This is a genomic window from Okibacterium sp. HSC-33S16, assembly GCF_024171565.1.
Taxonomy (GTDB): domain Bacteria; phylum Actinomycetota; class Actinomycetes; order Actinomycetales; family Microbacteriaceae; genus Mycetocola_A.
The window spans coordinates 764,455-780,902 of sequence record NZ_JALJZZ010000001.1 but is presented as its reverse complement, the minus strand read 5'-3'; the positions used below and the strand labels follow the sequence as shown (position 1 = coordinate 780,902).

20 protein-coding genes and 1 tRNA gene are annotated in these 16,448 nt (G+C 63.0%); 9 read left to right on the top strand and 12 right to left on the bottom strand.

Annotated features, from left to right (window positions below):
* Window positions 1-18: 18 nt before the first annotated feature.
* Genes L1277_RS03800 through L1277_RS03790 form a run of 3 tightly spaced genes read left to right on the top strand, consistent with a single transcriptional unit; the run spans window position 19 to window position 2,743 of the window.
* Entirely contained in the window at window positions 19-957 is a 939-nt protein-coding gene (locus tag L1277_RS03800; RefSeq protein WP_253375280.1) for a M56 family metallopeptidase, read from the top strand.
* 19 nt (window positions 958-976) lie between these two features.
* Window positions 977-1,651, top strand: coding sequence for a DedA family protein (locus L1277_RS03795; RefSeq protein WP_253375000.1), 675 nt, complete (start codon window positions 977-979; stop codon window positions 1,649-1,651).
* A gap of 48 nt (window positions 1,652-1,699) precedes the next feature.
* Window positions 1,700-2,743, top strand: a complete 1,044-nt coding sequence (locus tag L1277_RS03790; protein ID WP_253374999.1) for an App1 family protein — start codon at window positions 1,700-1,702, stop codon at window positions 2,741-2,743.
* 17 nt (window positions 2,744-2,760) lie between these two features.
* On the opposite strand, the gene L1277_RS03785 is transcribed toward L1277_RS03790, so the two are convergent.
* Complete coding sequence (locus L1277_RS03785; RefSeq protein WP_253374998.1) at window positions 2,761-3,459, bottom strand: SOS response-associated peptidase; 699 nt, start codon at window positions 3,457-3,459, stop codon at window positions 2,761-2,763.
* Window positions 3,460-3,540: 81 nt separating this feature from the next.
* Between L1277_RS03785 and L1277_RS03780 the strand changes: the two genes are divergently transcribed.
* Window positions 3,541-4,683, top strand: a complete 1,143-nt coding sequence (locus L1277_RS03780; RefSeq protein WP_253374997.1) for a winged helix DNA-binding domain-containing protein — start codon at window positions 3,541-3,543, stop codon at window positions 4,681-4,683.
* 10 nt (window positions 4,684-4,693) lie between these two features.
* Entirely contained in the window at window positions 4,694-5,749 is a 1,056-nt protein-coding gene (locus tag L1277_RS03775; RefSeq protein WP_253374996.1) for an aromatic acid exporter family protein, read from the top strand.
* On the opposite strand, the gene L1277_RS03770 is transcribed toward L1277_RS03775, so the two are convergent.
* Window positions 5,699-6,772 carry a glycoside hydrolase family 3 N-terminal domain-containing protein gene (locus L1277_RS03770; protein WP_253374995.1) on the bottom strand — a complete coding sequence of 358 codons (1,074 nt, stop codon included), beginning with the start codon at window positions 6,770-6,772 and terminating at the stop codon, window positions 5,699-5,701. The genes L1277_RS03775 and L1277_RS03770 overlap by 51 nt on opposite strands.
* Window positions 6,769-7,815, bottom strand: coding sequence for a zinc-binding dehydrogenase (locus tag L1277_RS03765; protein ID WP_253374994.1), 1,047 nt, complete (start codon window positions 7,813-7,815; stop codon window positions 6,769-6,771). The genes L1277_RS03770 and L1277_RS03765 overlap by 4 nt, the downstream gene beginning before the upstream one ends.
* A 95-nt stretch (window positions 7,816-7,910) precedes the next feature.
* Between L1277_RS03765 and L1277_RS03760 the strand changes: the two genes are divergently transcribed.
* Together L1277_RS03760 and L1277_RS03755 are read left to right on the top strand one after the other, a co-directional pair.
* Entirely contained in the window at window positions 7,911-8,627 is a 717-nt protein-coding gene (locus L1277_RS03760) for a trimeric intracellular cation channel family protein (RefSeq protein WP_253374993.1), read from the top strand.
* Window positions 8,628-8,723: 96 nt separating this feature from the next.
* Window positions 8,724-9,314 (top strand): NADPH-dependent FMN reductase, encoded by a 591-nt coding sequence (locus tag L1277_RS03755; protein WP_253374992.1) that lies wholly within the window; start codon window positions 8,724-8,726, stop codon window positions 9,312-9,314.
* Window positions 9,315-9,320: 6 nt separating this feature from the next.
* Here L1277_RS03755 and L1277_RS03750 read toward each other — a convergent pair whose 3' ends face one another.
* Window positions 9,321-9,734 (bottom strand): YchJ family protein, encoded by a 414-nt coding sequence (locus L1277_RS03750; protein WP_253374991.1) that lies wholly within the window; start codon window positions 9,732-9,734, stop codon window positions 9,321-9,323.
* A gap of 98 nt (window positions 9,735-9,832) precedes the next feature.
* Between L1277_RS03750 and L1277_RS03745 the strand changes: the two genes are divergently transcribed.
* Together L1277_RS03745 and L1277_RS03740 are read left to right on the top strand one after the other, a co-directional pair.
* Window positions 9,833-10,126: a hypothetical protein gene (locus tag L1277_RS03745; RefSeq protein WP_253374990.1), complete on the top strand. Its 294-nt coding sequence runs from the start codon at window positions 9,833-9,835 to the stop codon at window positions 10,124-10,126.
* A 9-nt stretch (window positions 10,127-10,135) separates the two neighbouring features.
* Window positions 10,136-10,672, top strand: coding sequence for a hypothetical protein (locus tag L1277_RS03740; protein ID WP_253374989.1), 537 nt, complete (start codon window positions 10,136-10,138; stop codon window positions 10,670-10,672).
* A gap of 76 nt (window positions 10,673-10,748) precedes the next feature.
* Here L1277_RS03740 and L1277_RS03735 read toward each other — a convergent pair whose 3' ends face one another.
* The 8 genes from L1277_RS03735 to proB all read right to left on the bottom strand — a co-directional run bounded on the left by L1277_RS03735 (window position 10,749) and on the right by proB (window position 16,446).
* On the bottom strand, window positions 10,749-11,168 hold the full coding sequence (locus L1277_RS03735; RefSeq protein ID WP_253374988.1) for a hypothetical protein: 420 nt from the start codon (window positions 11,166-11,168) through the stop codon (window positions 10,749-10,751).
* A gap of 538 nt (window positions 11,169-11,706) precedes the next feature.
* A tRNA-Ala gene (locus tag L1277_RS03730) sits at window positions 11,707-11,782 on the bottom strand.
* Window positions 11,783-11,867: 85 nt separating this feature from the next.
* Window positions 11,868-12,245, bottom strand: a complete 378-nt coding sequence (gene rsfS, locus L1277_RS03725; RefSeq protein ID WP_253374987.1) for a ribosome silencing factor — start codon at window positions 12,243-12,245, stop codon at window positions 11,868-11,870.
* Between the two features lie 21 nt (window positions 12,246-12,266).
* Window positions 12,267-13,460 carry a hypothetical protein gene (locus L1277_RS03720; RefSeq protein ID WP_253374986.1) on the bottom strand — a complete coding sequence of 398 codons (1,194 nt, stop codon included), beginning with the start codon at window positions 13,458-13,460 and terminating at the stop codon, window positions 12,267-12,269.
* Window positions 13,457-14,056, bottom strand: a complete 600-nt coding sequence (gene nadD / locus L1277_RS03715) for a nicotinate-nucleotide adenylyltransferase (protein ID WP_253374985.1) — start codon at window positions 14,054-14,056, stop codon at window positions 13,457-13,459. Before nadD ends, L1277_RS03720 begins: the two co-directional genes overlap by 4 nt.
* Window positions 14,057-14,062: 6 nt before the next feature.
* Window positions 14,063-14,260, bottom strand: coding sequence for a hypothetical protein (locus L1277_RS03710; RefSeq protein WP_253374984.1), 198 nt, complete (start codon window positions 14,258-14,260; stop codon window positions 14,063-14,065).
* 51 nt (window positions 14,261-14,311) lie between these two features.
* Entirely contained in the window at window positions 14,312-15,625 is a 1,314-nt protein-coding gene (locus tag L1277_RS03705; protein ID WP_253374983.1) for a glutamate-5-semialdehyde dehydrogenase, read from the bottom strand.
* A complete protein-coding gene (gene proB / locus L1277_RS03700; protein ID WP_253374982.1) occupies window positions 15,622-16,446 on the bottom strand; it encodes a glutamate 5-kinase in 825 nt (274 codons plus the stop codon). The genes L1277_RS03705 and proB overlap by 4 nt, the downstream gene beginning before the upstream one ends.
* Window positions 16,447-16,448: the final 2 nt, after the last annotated feature.

The window sequence follows — 16,448 nt, the reverse complement described above, 5'->3', positions numbered from 1 at the left end:
AGTAAGCTCGGCAAGGTGATGTTCGCCGCTTCCGTCGTGCTTGCCCTGCTTGCACTGACTCTCGCCTGGCCGGTTCCCTTGGTCCTCGCGCGCGCAGCCTGGCCATCCCGAGCGCCAGGAACCGCACTCGTACTCTGGCAGTCCATCGCCCTGGCTGGTGGACTGTCGATGATCGGGTCCCTCGTCACCTACGGACTCATCCCGTTCGGAAACAATCTCATCGCCGGCGCCTTCGAGTTCACCTCACATCTGTTCGCCGGAACATTGCCTCCCGGTGCCAATTTCACGCAGATGTTTGCGCTGTGCCTGGCTGTTCTTCTCACCGGCCACTTGCTGCTCAGCCTTCTCCTTACGCTCGTACGGAGCGAGAAGCAACGCAGCCGACACCTCTCACTGGTCAACCTGCTGAGCGCTCCGCTCGAGGGCAGTCCCCGTACCCGGGTGCTCGACCATCCCTCCCCCGTTGCCTACTGCCTCCCGGGGACATCCAGCTCGGTGACCGTCCTGTCCGAGGGCCTCGTCGCGCTGTTGGATGAGTCCCAGCTTCGGGCGGTGATCGCGCACGAGAACGCGCACCTCGCCCAGCAGCATCATCTCGTGCTTATTGCGTTCAAGTCCTGGCACAGCGCCCTGCCGTGGTTCCCGATCGCGAACCGTGCGGAAAACGCGGTTGCGCTGCTCGTGGAGATGCTCGCCGACGATCAGGCGCGACGGGCGACCGATGATCGAACGCTGGCGACGGCCATCGCCCTGGTCGGCTCCGGCGCGGCAACCGACCCCACCGCTCCGGAACTGAGCTGGGCGAACCGCGGTGAGATCGAGCCAGGCCTTGTTGGGCCCCGGGTGGCACGCCTGCTGACCCAACAGCATCCGCTCTCGTCCAGCGCTCGCGGAACCGTTCTCGGTGCAGCAACGGCTCTCCTGGTCATTCCCACCGTGCTGTTAGTGCTCATCTAATGCCCCTAAGCTTCGCATCGTGAACGAGATCCTGAGCTGGCTGCTTGACGTCGTACAAAGCGTCGATCCTGTTCTTCGAACACTGCTGGCCGGGGTTGCCATCCTGCTGGAGACGAGCGTGCTCGTCGGACTGATTGTGCCGGGCGACACTGTCGTCATTGTGGCGAGCACAGCGGTTGAGGGCCCGGCGCAGTTCGTCGGACTGGTCGCGGCCGTGGTCATCGGGTCGCTTGTCGGCGAGAGTATCGGTTTCGCCCTGGGCAGGTACTTTGGTCCTCGCATTCGAGCCAGTCGACTTGGTTCGAAGATCGGCGCGCGCCAGTGGGTTCGCGCCGAGAACTATCTCGACCGGCGAGGAGGGATCGCCGTGTTCATCTCGCGGTTCCTGCCGGTGCTGCACTCGCTCATCCCGCTCACGGTGGGAATGAGCACGATGTCCTATCGGCGATTCATCAGCTGGACGATCCCGGCCTGTGTGCTCTGGTCGGTGACGTATGTTTCGGTTGGGTCGGCAGCCGCTGGCACCTACCGGCAGCTCGCTGACCAGCTGCACTACGCGGGCTACATCTTCGTGGGCATCATTGCGGCATTCTTGGCAATCGCTTACGCGGTGAAGGTGGTGCTCAAACGCACCCAGGAGCGGCACATGAATCGACCGGGCGATGGCGACGCCAACACCATCGACGTCGACTGAGTCGCAAAGGACGCGAATGATTGAGTGCGAGCATGCCAGACTTGAGCCGTGAAGTCACCCGATAAGCCCGGCATTCCGGCCCCGATTGCAGCGTTGAGGCTGCACCGGGCTGCGCGGATCGACGACGCGTTCCTGGAGTGGCGCGCACAACGCGGCCGGCGCCGAGGCCTCCAAGCCACCGTGATCCCGTACACCGGTTACGGTTCGACGACGTGGGTGCGCGTGCTCGCACGCGTGCTTCTCACGAAGCCCGACCTCTCCCGAGCGGCGACTCCCGCCCAGCGCGTTCGGGGCTGGCGGAGCTTCACGAGCATTCCCGTTGTCGGCGCAGAGGTCACCATTACGGTCGGCGCTGAAACCCACGTGGTCACAGCCGACCGAGGCGGCGTTGTTGACGCCCGGCTCGCTGTTGAGCTGGCACCGGGATGGCAGCAGATCACGCTCCAGGCTGAAGACTCCCGCCCGGTCGTCGAGAACGTCTTCATCGTGGCACCGACCGTGCGGTTCGGTGTCATCTCCGACATCGACGACACCGTCATGGTGACAGCCCTCCCCCGCCCGCTGGTCGCCGCGTGGAATACGTTCGTGCTCGACGAGCACGCCCGAACACCGGTACCGGGGATGGCCGTGTTCCTCGAGCGGATTGTTCGGGAGCACGCCGGTTCACCGGTGATCTACCTCTCCACCGGGGCCTGGAACGTGGCTCCAACGCTGTCGCGTTTCCTCACTCGTCACCTGTACCCGTCCGGCGCGCTGCTGCTCACAGACTGGGGTCCAACCCACGACCGCTTCTTCCGCAGCGGACGCGCCCACAAGGCAACGAATTTGCGCCGACTCGCCGAAGAGTTCCCTGAGATCAAGTGGCTCCTGGTCGGTGACGACGGGCAACACGACGAGGAGCTCTATGGTGAGTTCTCGGCTGAGTTTCCTAACAACGTGGCGGCCGTTGCGATTCGACAGCTGTCCCCCGGCGAAGCAGTTCTGGCCGGAGGACGCTCAAAGCCCGAGGAACACGCCACGAGAATTTCTTGGGTGTATGCGCCCGACGGCGCTGGCCTGTTGCAACAACTCGACGCAATCGACCTGGCGTAACCACACCGAGCACACGCTCATAGATCGATAGGCTCCACCAGTTCCGGACCATCGTTCTTGACGCTGTTGACCGTCTTGGAAACGGCGTGATAGCCGAGGTCGTGTGCGACGTCGAATGACGTCTGGTCGAGAAGGCTGAGAAGGTCGCGAGGCGAGAGCTCGTTGCCCAGCCAGGCGTCGTAGCTGTCCGGAGTGAGGCAGGCAGGCATACGATCGTGAACTTCGCCCGGAGCCACGTGCGCGTCACGCGTGATGATGGCCATGGAGAGCCGCCAGTAGTCCGGGTCGTCCGGGCTCTTGGCGCGATCAGCCCACGCCCGAATGATGCCGGCCATGGCGAGGTCTGAGGTTTCGCTGGAGATGAAGTACGGCTGCTTTCCGCCGTTCTGAACCTGCCACTCGTAGTAGCCGGCAGCCGGCACGAGGCATCGGTGCGACGCAAACGCTCCCTTGAACAGCCCGTTCGTAGCGACGGTTTCGATACGGGCATTAATGATGGGCTTTCCACCGCCGAAGGTGGGCGATGAGGGCGACACGATGCCCCAGCGGACGAGGTCAAGCTCGCGCTCCCCGCTGCGCTCACGAATGACCGGCACCGAGTCGGTCGGAGCCACATTCCAGGACGGCCTCCACTCCGGCGCGGGCCGACCTGTCGTCGTCATGAACTCACGAATGAGGTCGTCGGTGTCTTTGTTCATCGCGAATCGTCCGCACATAGCTCCATCTTGGCGCACCGCACCGACATCCGTTCTTGTCATATTGAGACGGATGTCGGTGCCATGGGTGAGAATCGTCGCATGGCAAGGCAGCCCGGCGGCAACGACATCGCTCGACTGCGCCTGCGCGCGCAGCACATCGTGTCGGCAACCGGCTCGAGCCCTGTGGACGCCGTCAGTCACATGCTGGCGATGCAAGGTCAGGACCTCCCGGGCACGCTATGGGCGATCGGACTTCGATCGCACGCAACCGAGAGCCAGGTACGAGACGCGTTCGACAGCGGTGACCTCGTTCGAAGCTGGCCCATGCGCGGGACGCTGCACGCACTTACACCTCACGACCTTCGACTGCTACTCCCCCTCTCACGCGACCGTGTCGTGTCGTCACTCGCTGCCCGGCATCGTGAATTGGGCATCGATTCGAACGATGTCGCCGTAGCGGAGCACGCCGCCGAACAAGCTCTCAGCGAAGCTGGCGCCCTGTCGCGCAAGGACTTACTGGCCGCCTTCGAGAGGGCCGGACAATCCACGGCCGGTCAACGGGGTACCCATCTCCTCTTCTTGCTCGCCCACGCTGGTCTGGTGTGTCTCGGCCCGTTTCGAGGAAAGGAACAGCTCTTCGTCCTGTTCGAGAGGTGGGGACCGGCGGACGCGCCTCTCCCCGACCGAGAGGAAGCCCTGGCACGTGTCGCCCTGCGATACTTCCAGTCACACGGCCCCGCGACGGTCGAGGACCTGGCGTGGTGGACGAAGCTGACCCTGACCGACGCACGATGGGGAACCGCGGCAGTGCGGGAGCGGCTTGCCGTTTTCTCCATCGGCGGCCGTAAGTATTTCGCTTCTCCCGACACGGCTGACCCCAGCCCTCGCGCACCCGGTGCACGCTCCGTCGTTACCCTGCCCGGCTTCGATGAGTTCATCCTCGGTTACACCGATCGCTCTGCGGCACTCGCGGCTGAACATTCGTCCCTCATCGTCCCAGGCAACAACGGCGTCTTCAAACCCACCGTGGTCATCGGCGGTCGGGTGGTCGGTACCTGGACGCGCCTGGACCGCCCTCGAACGGTTGAGGTCAGCGCGCATCTCTTTCGGCGTCTCACCGATGCCGAAGAACACTCGCTGGCTCGCGCGTTCGACGCATACGTTGAATTCCGCGGCCGCCCGGTGACGCTCGCGGTGAGCGCCCATCCCCTGGTGACGACCGACACCGTTTTCGCCGGGTAACCTGAGGGCCATGCACCTGCCCGCCGCTTTTTCCCCGACTCGGCTTCGCACCGCGAGTCGGGTTCCGCTGCTGCAGGTCGTCAAGACGTCTGTCGCTACCGTCGCGGCGTGGTTTGTCGCCGTCCTTGTGCTTCCATCGGAGCTGCCGATCTTCGCGGCGATCGCCGCGCTTCTCGTTGTGCAGCCGAGTGTCAACCAATCCTTCGGAAAGGCGGTGGAGCGCAGCGTCGGGGTCATTACCGGTGTCGTGATCGCCTCGCTCATCGGGTTGCTCTTCAGCGGTCAGACCTGGGTCATCCTCCTCGCCATCGTTGTGTCCATCTTCTTTGGCTGGGTCTTCCGCCTCACCCCTGGCTCGGCGAATCAGATTCCCATCAGTGCCATGCTGGTGCTCGCGATCGGCGCAGCGACCCCCGGGTACGCGATCGACCGCATCATCGAAACGCTCATGGGAGCCGCGCTGGGCGTCATCGTCAACGTTCTCATCGTCCCTCCTGTCGCACTCGGACCGGCCGAACGCGACGTCAACCTGCTAGCCGGCGAACTTGCCGCAAGCCTCGAACGACTTGCTACAGCCCTGACCACACCGCAAACGGAACGGCAGCTTGACGGGCTCATGATCCAGGCCAGACTGCTGCGCCCGATGCGCGAATCAGCGGCTGCCTCGGTTCAGCAGGGTGAAGAATCGCTGACGCTCAACCCTCGCCGATCGGCACATCGAACCCGATTGGAAACGCTGTCGCACCTCCTCGACCGGTTCAGCCCGATGGTCACCCGGATCATCGGCATGACTCGTGCCTTCCACGATCACTACGACGCCTCACTTCTCGATGAGCCGGTCCTGCAATCCATTGCCATCGAGCTTCGCCGTGCCGCGCACGATCTGCGGCTCCTCACGTCGCCCACATCGGTCGATGTTGAAGCGGATGCCACGGAGCCGGAGTCAGAAATTCCCGCCTTGACGGCACCCCTCCGTATCGCCCGACCGCATCCCGAACACTGGCTCTTGATCGGCTCACTGATGGAGGACTTGCGGCGCATCCGGGAAGAGATCATCGGCGACTGAGCGTCGGTACCGCAACTGCAGTACGCGCAGTGCCGCGCGGTCGATCACCTCGTCGGTGAGCTGCCCAGCGTCAACCGCCGCCGCGATGTCGCGAATAAGCGTTTCTGCGTCGGTTCCGTCCACGTCGGCACTCCCCCGAAGGACATAGAGCAGCAGGGTCGCGCCGGCTGCGAGGGCACGAACCGCGTTTGCCGACGCATCGTGATATTCGGGGTGACCACTGTCTCGGAGCATCAACATGTCGTCGGTGACAATGACTCCATCGAAGTCGAGTTGTTCCCGAAGGATTCGGTACCAGGCGTTGGACAACGATGCTGGAGAATCGTCGACGCGGGAGTATTTCAGGTGACCGATCATGACTACCTGGGCGCCCGCAGCGATCCCTGCCGCGAACGGAATGGCATCCGTCGTCGTCCAGGTTTCGATATCGATTGATGTTTCGGGAATGGAGGTGTGCGAATCACCCGGAGCACGGCCGTGGCCGGGGAAATGCTTGAGGGTGCTGAGTACACGTCCGGTTTCACCTGAGACCGCAGCGGCCACCCGCTCGGCTGCAGCCGCCGGTGTCTCGCCCAACGCGCGACCGTAGATGAACGAGTCGGGATCCGCGGTCACGTCGGCCACGACGCCGAAGTTGAGGGTGACTCCCGCAGCTGCCAGCAGCCGCGCGCGCTCGGCGAAAGCCTCCTGCGTCTCGGCGGCGGGCCGGTGTTTGAGAGTCACGGACGACGCGAAATCGTCGTCGGCGATACGGCGGACGAGACCGCCCTCCTGATCGATGGCGATCAGCGGTGGGAACTCGGTATCGATCGTGGCACCCGCGCCCAGCGCGACGATGCCCGACAGCGTCGGGGCGATGTTGTCGGGCATCAGGATCAGGCCCCCGGGCTCATGCGCAGACACGAAGGCGCGAAAATCGGATGCCGTCGTGCCGGGGACGTGCAGCATGAGAAGGCTCGAGATCTTCTGCGTGCGGTTCATCCGAGCGAGCCGGCGAACCGATGCGTCATAACTCGTGCTCATCGCACCCCCGGTCGGATGATGGTGACACCGGCCGGGCTGGTTCCGGCCTCCATGGCCATCATGGCGGCAGGTGCATCATCGAGGTGGAGCGAGCGGGTGACAAGGTCCTGGGGACGAAGCCGTCCGGATGCCACGAGCTCGAGCATGGTGGGGTATTCAGCCGCGCTCATCCCATGGCTGCCCACAATGGTCAGTTCGCCCGCGATGACGTCGCCCATCGGGATGCGGGGCGCATTGGCAAAGAGGCCGACCTGAACATGGCGACCACGACGGGCCAACGACCGTAGGGCCACCGCCGTAGTGCGCTCCCGCCCGAGGGCCTCGAGCGACACGTTCGCGCCGTCTCCGGTGAGGTCCCGCACGAGCGCCACGACCTCGTCGTCGGTCAGGTCGGTCGAGTTGACGACATGCTCGGCACCAGCAGCCTCAGCCAAATCAAGCGCCTGTGCTGAAATGTCGACCCCGATCACACGGGCACCGAGGGCGGTCGCAATCATGACGGCACTTAGTCCCACCCCGCCGCAGCCGACGACGAGTACCCACTCGCCCTGTCGCACCTGTGCCTGTGCGGCGAGCCCTCGGTAGGAGGTGGCGAACCGGCAACCCAGAATCGCGGCGGCACCCGCATCGAGCGCGTCGGGCACCACGATCAGGTTGACGTCAGCCGACGTCACCACGACGCGTTCGGCGTACGACCCCCAGTGGGTGAACCCCGGCTGGGTTTGGTTACGGCAGACTTGCCCGTTGCCGCCGAGGCACTCGGGGCAGCGACCGCAAGCGCATACGAACGGCACCGTCACCCGCTGGCCCGGCCGGAAGCGGGTAACTCCTGCGCCGATACTCTCGATGCGGCCGACGAACTCGTGGCCGGGCACATGCGGCAGCGCCACGCCATCGTCGTGGCCCGTCCACGCGTGCACGTCGCTGCGGCAGAGCCCGGTCGCTTCGACCGCAATCACGACGCCTCCGTCTGGCGCGACTGGATCGGGGACCTCCCCCACGATCGGCATTGAGGAGAACGATTCGTAGTAGACGGCGCGCATCAGGCCAGTATCCCGCAACCCGGGTTCCGTGCTCCACTACGCTGGGATTCGCCGGATCACGTACGACCTGGCCGACGACTGCGCCGGAGGGATGTATGGACGCGACGGCGGAAACTGTCAACCAGATCATTCGGTTTGTCGACCTGGCTGGCGTGCTCGCGAACGCGATCCTCGGCGGCATCGCAGCGCGGTCGGCGCGACTCGATCTTGTCGGCTTCGTGATCCTTGCCGTGATGAGTGGGCTTGGCGGCGGCCTGATTCGAGACACGCTCCTCCAACAGGGCCCTCCGGTCGCTCTCACCGACCCGGCTTATCTGGGCCTCGCCATTACCGGCGCCATGATCGCCTTCTTCGTTCCATTTCGCGGCACCTGGTCGCTACGATCGCTCATCCTTCTCGATGCTCTCGCGGTCGGGTGTTGGGCAGCGGTCGGTGCGCAGAAAACGCTCGACGCCGGGCTCGGCTGGCTGCCTGCCATCGTCATGGGCATCATTACGGCTGTCGGCGGTGGTGCCGTCCGCGACGTCATGCTGCTCCGCATCCCTCGGATCTTCGGCGGCAACACCCTCTACGCCACCAGTGCGCTCGTCTCGAGCGTCGAGATGGTTGTGCTCTCCAAACTCGGCCTACCGAGTCTGGGTTCGGCGGTAGCGATGGCGACCGGTGCAGTACTTTCCCTGTTGGCTCGACGATACGGCTGGACCCTTCCCACCGAGATTCGCATCCCGCGCCCGCGACTCATCAGCGACTTCCGCAAGCGTCGCCGCACAGCACGCGACGAGCATGAACCTGGCGAGGTGCCCGACAGCTGATCAACGCTGGACTCCTCCTCGCTCGCGCCGTAGCCTGAGGTGGTCCGGGCGGGTACCGGAAGATATCCGCCAGAGAATCTCGAGGAAGAGTTCACCATGGCCACCATCCACGAACACGAACCGCCATACTCCGTCGGCTATTTCATCGGCAGTCTGGCGTCGGCGTCAATCAACCGGCAGCTGGCCGGAGCACTGGTCAAAATCGCGCCTGCGGAATTGCAGATGCGGGAGATTCCCATCGGCAACCTTCCCTTGTACAGCTACGACTATGACGCAGACTATCCGGCGGTTGCACGTGAGCTGAAGCAGTCGATCGCTGACGTTGATGCCGTTCTCTTCGTGACCCCCGAGTACAATCGCTCGATTCCTGGGGCGCTCAAGAACGCCATCGACTGGGCCAGTCGGCCGTGGGGCGACAACTCGTTCGCCCACAAGCCGTCCGCCGTCATTGGCGGTTCTATCGGCGCGATCGGCACCGCTGTCGCCCAGCAGAACCTTCGCAGCGTACTCAGCTTCTGCAATTCACCCCAGATGAATGCCCCCGAAGCGTACCTGCAGATCACGCCTGGTCTCATTGCCGAAGACGGCACCATCACCAATGACGGCACGCGACAGTTCCTGACCGACTGGATGCAGGACTTCTACCAGTTCATCACCCGAGTACTTACCGTCACGCCACGCCGCTGAGCGTTTCTACACAGCATCGAGGTAGTACCACTGGCGCTTCTCACGAACGAATCGGCTGACCTCGTGCTGGTCACTTCGCCCGTCAGGGCCTTTAGAAAACGCGCGAAACTCCACCGTCCCTTCTGTGTCCAAGGGCCCGCCGCGGTGCTGGGAGAGAATGTCCAATCGATACCAGATCACGTCCTGATCAAGGTCGAGGCGGGCAGGACGCGTTGACGGATGCCACGTGGCACGCAAGTACGTCGCGTCGCCCACCGCAAATGCCGAAAAGCGAGACCTCATCAGTGCCTCCGCCGTGGGCGCCGACTTCGCACCTGCGTGGAACGGACCACAGCACGACCCATAGGTATTCCCGCTCAGGCATGGGCACCGGTCTGCCGCGGAACGTGGCGGTGGAGGAAGAGAAGTCACATCACCCATTATCTGGCGTCTGATGCAGAGAACGTCGCCCACGTCAACCCCTCTCTTTCCCTCTTTCTCTCGGCTTACATGGGATTGCGGCTTGAAGGGGGCTCTCAATGACGATAAGTACAGCAGGACAGTCGAAAACAGCGACGCGAAGTGGGCGCGGAGCCCGAGCGGCACGACCCCGCCAGGCCGAACTCGAAGTGTTGCCACTCTCCGATGACGAGTGGCGGGTCAACGATCCGGCTCGAGCAGAACGCGATGGTATTCCGCTGGTGGGATTCATCAAGAAGATCGACGAGATGTTCGAGGTCACCCAGCTTGGAGCGCCCCACGAGCACCTGCGTTTCAGCACCTTGGCGATGGCCGTCGCCTACCTGCAGTGGCCGGGGTCAGGTGCGGCGTAGCATTTCCGTGTGAGCACACGTGACAACGATGCAGAATTGGAAATGCGCATCGGCGCTCTTCTTGGCGCCACGCGTGATCGCCTGAGCGCAGGCCACGCGCGGGATGAAGCACTCGCCACCTTCGTTCCCCAGCATCGCGGGCGCCTCTTCACGAAGAAAGCGGCTATGCAGCCAGGTGGTCGGGTGTGGCGACTGGGTGTTCTCCTGTTGGATACGAACGCTGACCTATACGTGACCGGGCACACGACTCGAGCGCTTGACCCCGGACGCCCGGCCTATCAATCAGTCTCAGCCGAACAACGTCGGGAATACCGGGGAGCAGCATTTCGCGGAAAATTCGCGAAGGGCGAGACGGTGAATTTCGATGCCACACCGATAGAGCTGAATGTCGCGCACTTGCGGAACTCGAGCGGTGTGCTGTTCGTCCGAAATGACACGCCGCTGGTGCGCTGGAGCACCACGGCCACTGATGACGCAGCAATCGAACTTGCGGACTATCTGACCGACCGCTCCGACCTGCTGCTGGAGCCGCCCGAGGGCACCTGATCGACTGCGGCGCCGCTTCCGGCGGAGAAGCGACGGGGTGATGTATTCGCCGTCCCTTGGGCTGTGTCCTGTAACTCTAGGAATGTGCTTGAGCGGCGTCAGCGCGCTCGCCCGGTGCGTTCGGGGTCCAGCCGAACCATCCGGCGTCGTCAGCGGTCGGGGCCACCGTCCAATCACCGCACGCAAAAACGGACTCAAGCTCGTATACGTTGGGCGCACCATCAGGAATCCACGACGGTGCTGACCGACGCGGGACTTCAATGCATTCATCCGAAGCCAAGGCGGACCCGCTCTGAAGCAGAAGCACCGCATCTTCCGCATCCTCCATGGTGGAAGTCAGCAACGTGATCTTCGTGGCGTCGTCGGGGACCCATTCAGGGTGGACTGCTGAGCTTTGGGAAAGCGCGTGGACGTCGTCAAACGATGCTGTCGACTGCTTCCCCAGAACGCCGAGGGCCGAACACCCGGTCAAGAGCATGCCACCCACGACTGTCATGGCAGCGACACTCAAGGATTTTGTAGTGAGATTGATCATGGAACCAGCATGCATTGAGACGTTCGAGGGGCGCGTCGGACCTCAGAATGATTCCCATCCCTCGTTGGGATGACACATGCCCATGCACCGCACAAGATGGCGGTTCTTGTCGAAGCGCTGTGTGGCGAGCTCCCACTGACGGGGATGTCGACCCCACTACCAGCCGTTTCAGGTAGACAACCGCGCCATGCGAGCCTGGCGCGAGCTTGACGCACGCATCCGCACCTTCGCCGAAGGTGCAGGCGCCACCGACCGCCACCGTCTGTCCGTTCTTCAGCCACCCCGATGTGTGCTCACCTCTCGCTGGAGTCGCCCGCCGATTATGGTGTCTGCGGCGAGACAGAGGGGCTCATGTGGCTATGAGTGCAACATAAACTCTGATTCGCTGTCCGATGTGAACAGGGGGATGCACAAGCTTCACGGAAGGCTGAAGGCCGGACCGCGCTCGAGAACCGCTTTCATGAAAAACCCCCTGAGAACAAGTGTTCATCAGGGGTTTTGGTGGATCTGAGGGGATTCGAACCCCTGACCCCCTGCATGCCATGCAGGTGCGCTACCAGCTGCGCCACAGACCCATTTCGGCTACTTCGATCGCTCGAAGCAACCTGTTTAGATTACTACACAATCGCGAATGTTCCGAATCGAGCAGCAACCTGAGCGTTACTCGGCTGAGGCGGTCGCCGGTTCTTCGATTGGGAGCACCGGGCAGTCCTTCCACAGGCGCTCGAGCGAGTAGTACAGTCGCTCCTCCTCATGGAAAACGTGTACTACGAGGTCGCCGAAGTCGATGAGAACCCATCGCCCCTCGGAGCGACCTTCACGGCGAAGCGTCTTGTGGCCGGCTGCGTTGAGCTGGTCTTCAATTTCGCCGGCGACTGCCGTGACATTGCGCTCGTTGCGGCCAGTGGCGATGAAGAAGACGTCAACGAACGGAAGAGGTTCGGAGACGTCAAGAGCGACGAGGTCCTCGGCGCCCTTGTCTTGGGCTGCCTTAACGGCGATGTTGAGCTGTTGAAGTGTAGATTCGCGTGCTGTCACTGGGAAGTGGCCTTTCTGGGGTTATTGCGACTGGAAAGCGCCGGCCGCAATACCGACGATGATGACCGACAACACGGCGACAGCCAGAACACCGGCGGTGATCGCCAGGATGAGGAGGAGTCGGTTGCTGCGCGCCGGTGCCGGAGGGGTGATGACGTCTCGAGTCGCAGTGTGCGTGGAGACGGCGCGACTGGCCGAGACGGGGGTGCCGGCGGTTGCCGGCCGGCTCTCGTCTTCGTCGTCAAACATCGCGTCGATGTCTGACTTGTCGAAACTGTTCGGGTGGTTTCCCGTCGAACCATTGCCGCTCGGAATGTCAATGGAGCCGGTGACGACCACACCGCCCTGTGCGGATAGGGGTCCGGTGAATGGATCACCCGACGGCATTGCGGGAAGGATAAGCGAGCTGGTGCCCACTCCGTTTCCGGCTTCCTCCAGACCTCGCGCAATGATCTGGTCAAAAGGTTGCTCGAGCTCTGTGTGGAGCTGATCCCGTTTCGGCGCCGACGGATCGAGTACGGCTTCGCCGAAGCTGCTTGCCAACTGTGGTTCGGCGTCGTCTTCTGCGACTATCGGAGCTGGCGTGAACGCGGCCAGACCGGCCTCACGGTCTGCAACTGGAAGACCAAATGAAGTGCGCTTTGAACCGGCACCCCCTTCATCGCCATCGGAAGCCGGAACTATCGATTCCTCGTCGAGGACGTCCGAGCGAACTGCAGATGCCGGTACGAAAGCAGGGAACCGCGATGGTTTGGGCGTGGTGGCCGGCTTCTCGGTCGGCGTCACCTGCGTCACGTCGACGTCGACGTGATCGGACGAACTCGGCTTCTTCGCCGGCGTCTCGGGCACGGTTGCAGGCTTGGCGGGCGACACGCCAGCCGGAGACGGCTTCCCGCTCTCCGTCGGTTCCACGAGAGGTGGAACGATCGTCACCGACGCTGTGCGAACTCGCTCAAGGTCTCGAGCCTGGCGACGGGTCAGCGGCCTCCCTGCTGCTGCTGCTTCTTCTAGAACCTTCACCTGATCCGTCGTCAGCGCGGGCTCAATGGAGGCTGAGTCGTTCTCCGGACCAGCGACATCAGGGATCTGTCCACCGGGAACAGCCGACGTCGTCGATGCGCGTCGTGATCGTGGTTCGGGTGTCGCGTCGGTCGTGCGCTGCTGCTCACGCAGCTGGCGACGAGAGAGCGGTTGCTCGTCGGGCAGCGGGGTCATGCATTACTCCGATACAGGTGGTGTTTGGTGATGTACTGAACGACACCGTCGGGAACCAAATACCAGACCGGGAAACCCCGGCTCACCCGGCTCCGACAGTCGGTCGACGATATCGCCAGGGCCGGAACTTCCAACAAGCTTACGTCCTGGCTCGGCAATCCCGAAACGCTCAGTGTATGTCCCGGTCGACTCACAGCCACGAAGTGTGCGAGAGACCAGAGCTCTTCGACGTCTTTCCAGTTCAAAATCTGAGCGACAGCATCAGCACCGGTGATGAAGAACAACTCGGCGTCTGGTCGATCGCGGTGTAGATCCCGAAGGGTGTCAATTGTGTAGGTGGTCCCTTGTCGGTCGACGTCGACACGACTGACCGTAAACCGCGGATTCGATGCGGTTGCGACCACTGTCATCAGATAACGATGTTCGGCTGGCGTCACAACGTTCTTGTGCCACGGCTGCCCGGTCGGTACGAAGATGACCTCGTCGAGATCGAACGACTGAGCTACCTCACTTGCCGCAACGAGGTGCCCGTGGTGGATGGGATCGAATGTTCCCCCCATGACGCCCACTCGCGGCGGGCGTGGCGCAGCTGCCATCGGGCGCTAGTGGCCGTGTCCGGGCTCAGCGGCGGCTTTGGCGGACCGTGAAGTGCTGTGGCGGTTTGCGACGTCGCGGTAGCTGAACGTAGCCAATGCGAGAAACAGGAAGACAATGCCGGCGATGACCGCGTACATCCAGGTGGGCATGGGCAGTTCGGTGTGTGAGGCTGCTTCCGCGAGAAGGATTGTCGCAAACGACATCTGTACTCCATTCGATTCTGGCGCTTAGGTGCGCCGTGATCAGTCTACCGACTAACGGCGCACCTGGCCGGTACCCCGTACCGTCCACTTCGTACTCGTCAGTTCAGAAACGCCCATCGGTCCACGTGCGTGCAGCTTTTGGGTGGATATTCCAACTTCGGCGCCGAATCCGAACTCACCACCGTCGGTGAAGCGGGTTGATGCATTCACCATGACGACCGCAGAATCTACTTCGGCCAAGAAACGTTCGGCATTTGACACCGACTCCGTAATGATCGACTCCGTGTGACCAGTCGAAAAGGTGCGGATGTGATCGATGGCTTCCGTCATGTCGTCGACAACGCGCACGGATATCTCCAGACTCATGTGCTCGGTCGACCAGTCCTCGTTCGTGGCGGGGAGAGCATCCGGCCAGATGGAGCGAGTGATCTCGTCGCCGTGAATCGTGACCCCAGCTTCCGCCAGCGTCCGAAGGACGGAGGGAAGCAGCCGTTCGGCTGCTGATGCGTGTACAAGAACCGTTTCGACCGCGTTGCAGACGCTCGGCCGCTGCACTTTCGCGTTGTGCACGATATCGGCTGCCCAGTCCGCTCGCGCGGTTTCATCCAAATAAATGTGGACGACGCCCGCGCCGGTTTCAATCACCGGAACGCGAGACTCCGTAACCACGGTCTGAATCAGCGAGGCACTCCCCCGTGGAATCAAGACATCGACCAGGCCGCGCGCTTGCATCAGCCGGTTTGCGCCGTCACGGCCAAATTCGTCTATGGTCTGCACGGCGCCAGACGGCAGTCCAACCGCTCCCAAGGCATCCTGAATGACCTCCACGAGTTGCCCATTGGTGTTCTCTGCAGCGGAACCACCACGCAGAACAACCGCGTTCCCGCTCTTCAACGCGAGCGCAGCGATGTCAACCGTGACGTTCGGGCGGGCTTCGTAGATCGCACCAACGACCCCAAAAGGGACACGGATCTGATCGATCCGTACTCCGTTCGGCAGGCGAGAGCCGCGAACGCTCTGGCCAATGGGGTCAGTCAGCGCAGCGATCTCCCGCACGGAGTCAGAGAGAGCAGTGAGGCGTGCGCCATCCAGTCGGAGGCGGTCGAGCAGGCCACTCGTGAGACCCTTCTTCTCACCGCTGTCCAAATCCTTTGCGTTGGCCGCAAGGATTTTCCCGGAAGCCTCGGCGAGACCGACCGCTATTGCTTCAAGCGCAGCGTTCTTGAGCTCTCCGGACGCCGTGGCCAGGAGCCGCGATGCCTCACGTGCGATCAGAAGCCGTTCATCGAAAGACACTCCATGCCCCGGGTCAGCGAGCGATCTCGAAGTAGGCGAGAAGGGGGTTGCGGCGACGGTGTCGGTCATACCCCCGATTTTAGCCAGCCACCAGCCGGCTTGACGACACGGTCGTTGGGAACGAACCAGGTGCCGACCTGCTCCCCCGCCAGGGCACGAGCCACATTTCCTGTCGAGGTGATCAACACACCGGCACCCGCTTCTGCCGCCAGCCGTGCTGCGGAGACCTTGGTCGACGCGCCGCCGGTGCCAACGCCGGCTGCACCGATGTCTCCGAAGGTGACACCCGCCAGGCTGTCGGAGCGATCGATCTCGCCGATCGCTTCGGCTCCGGGCTCGGACGGTGGCTTCGTGTACAGAGCGTCGACATCGCTCAAAAGAACGAGGGCATCCGCGCCGATCAGAATCGACACCAACGCGGCGAGACGATCGTTGTCACCAAAACGAATCTCGTGGGTGGCGACCGTGTCGTTTTCATTAACGATGGGGAGAATTCGAAGAGAAAGAAGGCGTTCCATCGCTCGTTGAGCGTTCGACCGGTGAGCGTCATTCTCGATGTCGCCCGCGGTCAGGAGCACCTGGCCAGCCACGATGTCATAGCGATCGAGGCTGTCCTGGTAGCGGTAGATCAAAACGTTCTGCCCCACGGCGGCCGCTGCTTGTTGCGTGGCCAGGTCTGTCGGTCGGTTCGTCAAGGACAAGTACGGCATCCCAGTGGCAATCGCACCACTGGATACGAGAACGATCTCGGTCCCGCGGTTGTGAGCCGCGGCAAGCGCATCAACAAGTGGTGCGATCTGACCAGCGTTGTCGCCACTGATCGATGACGAACCGACCTTCACGACAACCCGACGCGCCGACGCCAGGCCAGCTCGATCCGCAACGGTCATGC

What these genes read in the sequence shown, in the direction of transcription:
- L1277_RS03800 (WP_253375280.1), top strand. Translation starts at nt 19, where the DNA reads ATGTTCGCCGCTTCCGTCGTGCTTGCCCTGCTTGCACTGACTCTCGCC.
- L1277_RS03785 (WP_253374998.1), bottom strand. Translation starts at nt 3,459, where the DNA reads ATGTGCGGACGATTCGCGATGAACAAAGACACCGACGACCTCATTCGT.
- L1277_RS03780 (WP_253374997.1), top strand. Translation starts at nt 3,541, where the DNA reads ATGGCAAGGCAGCCCGGCGGCAACGACATCGCTCGACTGCGCCTGCGC.
- L1277_RS03775 (WP_253374996.1), top strand. Translation starts at nt 4,694, where the DNA reads ATGCACCTGCCCGCCGCTTTTTCCCCGACTCGGCTTCGCACCGCGAGT.
- L1277_RS03770 (WP_253374995.1), bottom strand. Translation starts at nt 6,772, where the DNA reads ATGAGCACGAGTTATGACGCATCGGTTCGCCGGCTCGCTCGGATGAAC.
- L1277_RS03765 (WP_253374994.1), bottom strand. Translation starts at nt 7,815, where the DNA reads ATGCGCGCCGTCTACTACGAATCGTTCTCCTCAATGCCGATCGTGGGG.
- L1277_RS03760 (WP_253374993.1), top strand. Translation starts at nt 7,911, where the DNA reads ATGGACGCGACGGCGGAAACTGTCAACCAGATCATTCGGTTTGTCGAC.
- L1277_RS03755 (WP_253374992.1), top strand. Translation starts at nt 8,724, where the DNA reads ATGGCCACCATCCACGAACACGAACCGCCATACTCCGTCGGCTATTTC.
- L1277_RS03750 (WP_253374991.1), bottom strand. Translation starts at nt 9,734, where the DNA reads ATGGGTGATGTGACTTCTCTTCCTCCACCGCCACGTTCCGCGGCAGAC.
- L1277_RS03745 (WP_253374990.1), top strand. Translation starts at nt 9,833, where the DNA reads ATGACGATAAGTACAGCAGGACAGTCGAAAACAGCGACGCGAAGTGGG.
- L1277_RS03735 (WP_253374988.1), bottom strand. Translation starts at nt 11,168, where the DNA reads ATGACAGTCGTGGGTGGCATGCTCTTGACCGGGTGTTCGGCCCTCGGC.
- L1277_RS03720 (WP_253374986.1), bottom strand. Translation starts at nt 13,460, where the DNA reads ATGACCCCGCTGCCCGACGAGCAACCGCTCTCTCGTCGCCAGCTGCGT.
- nadD (WP_253374985.1), bottom strand. Translation starts at nt 14,056, where the DNA reads ATGGCAGCTGCGCCACGCCCGCCGCGAGTGGGCGTCATGGGGGGAACA.
- L1277_RS03710 (WP_253374984.1), bottom strand. Translation starts at nt 14,260, where the DNA reads ATGTCGTTTGCGACAATCCTTCTCGCGGAAGCAGCCTCACACACCGAA.
- L1277_RS03705 (WP_253374983.1), bottom strand. Translation starts at nt 15,625, where the DNA reads ATGACCGACACCGTCGCCGCAACCCCCTTCTCGCCTACTTCGAGATCG.
- proB (WP_253374982.1), bottom strand. Translation starts at nt 16,446, where the DNA reads ATGACCGTTGCGGATCGAGCTGGCCTGGCGTCGGCGCGTCGGGTTGTC.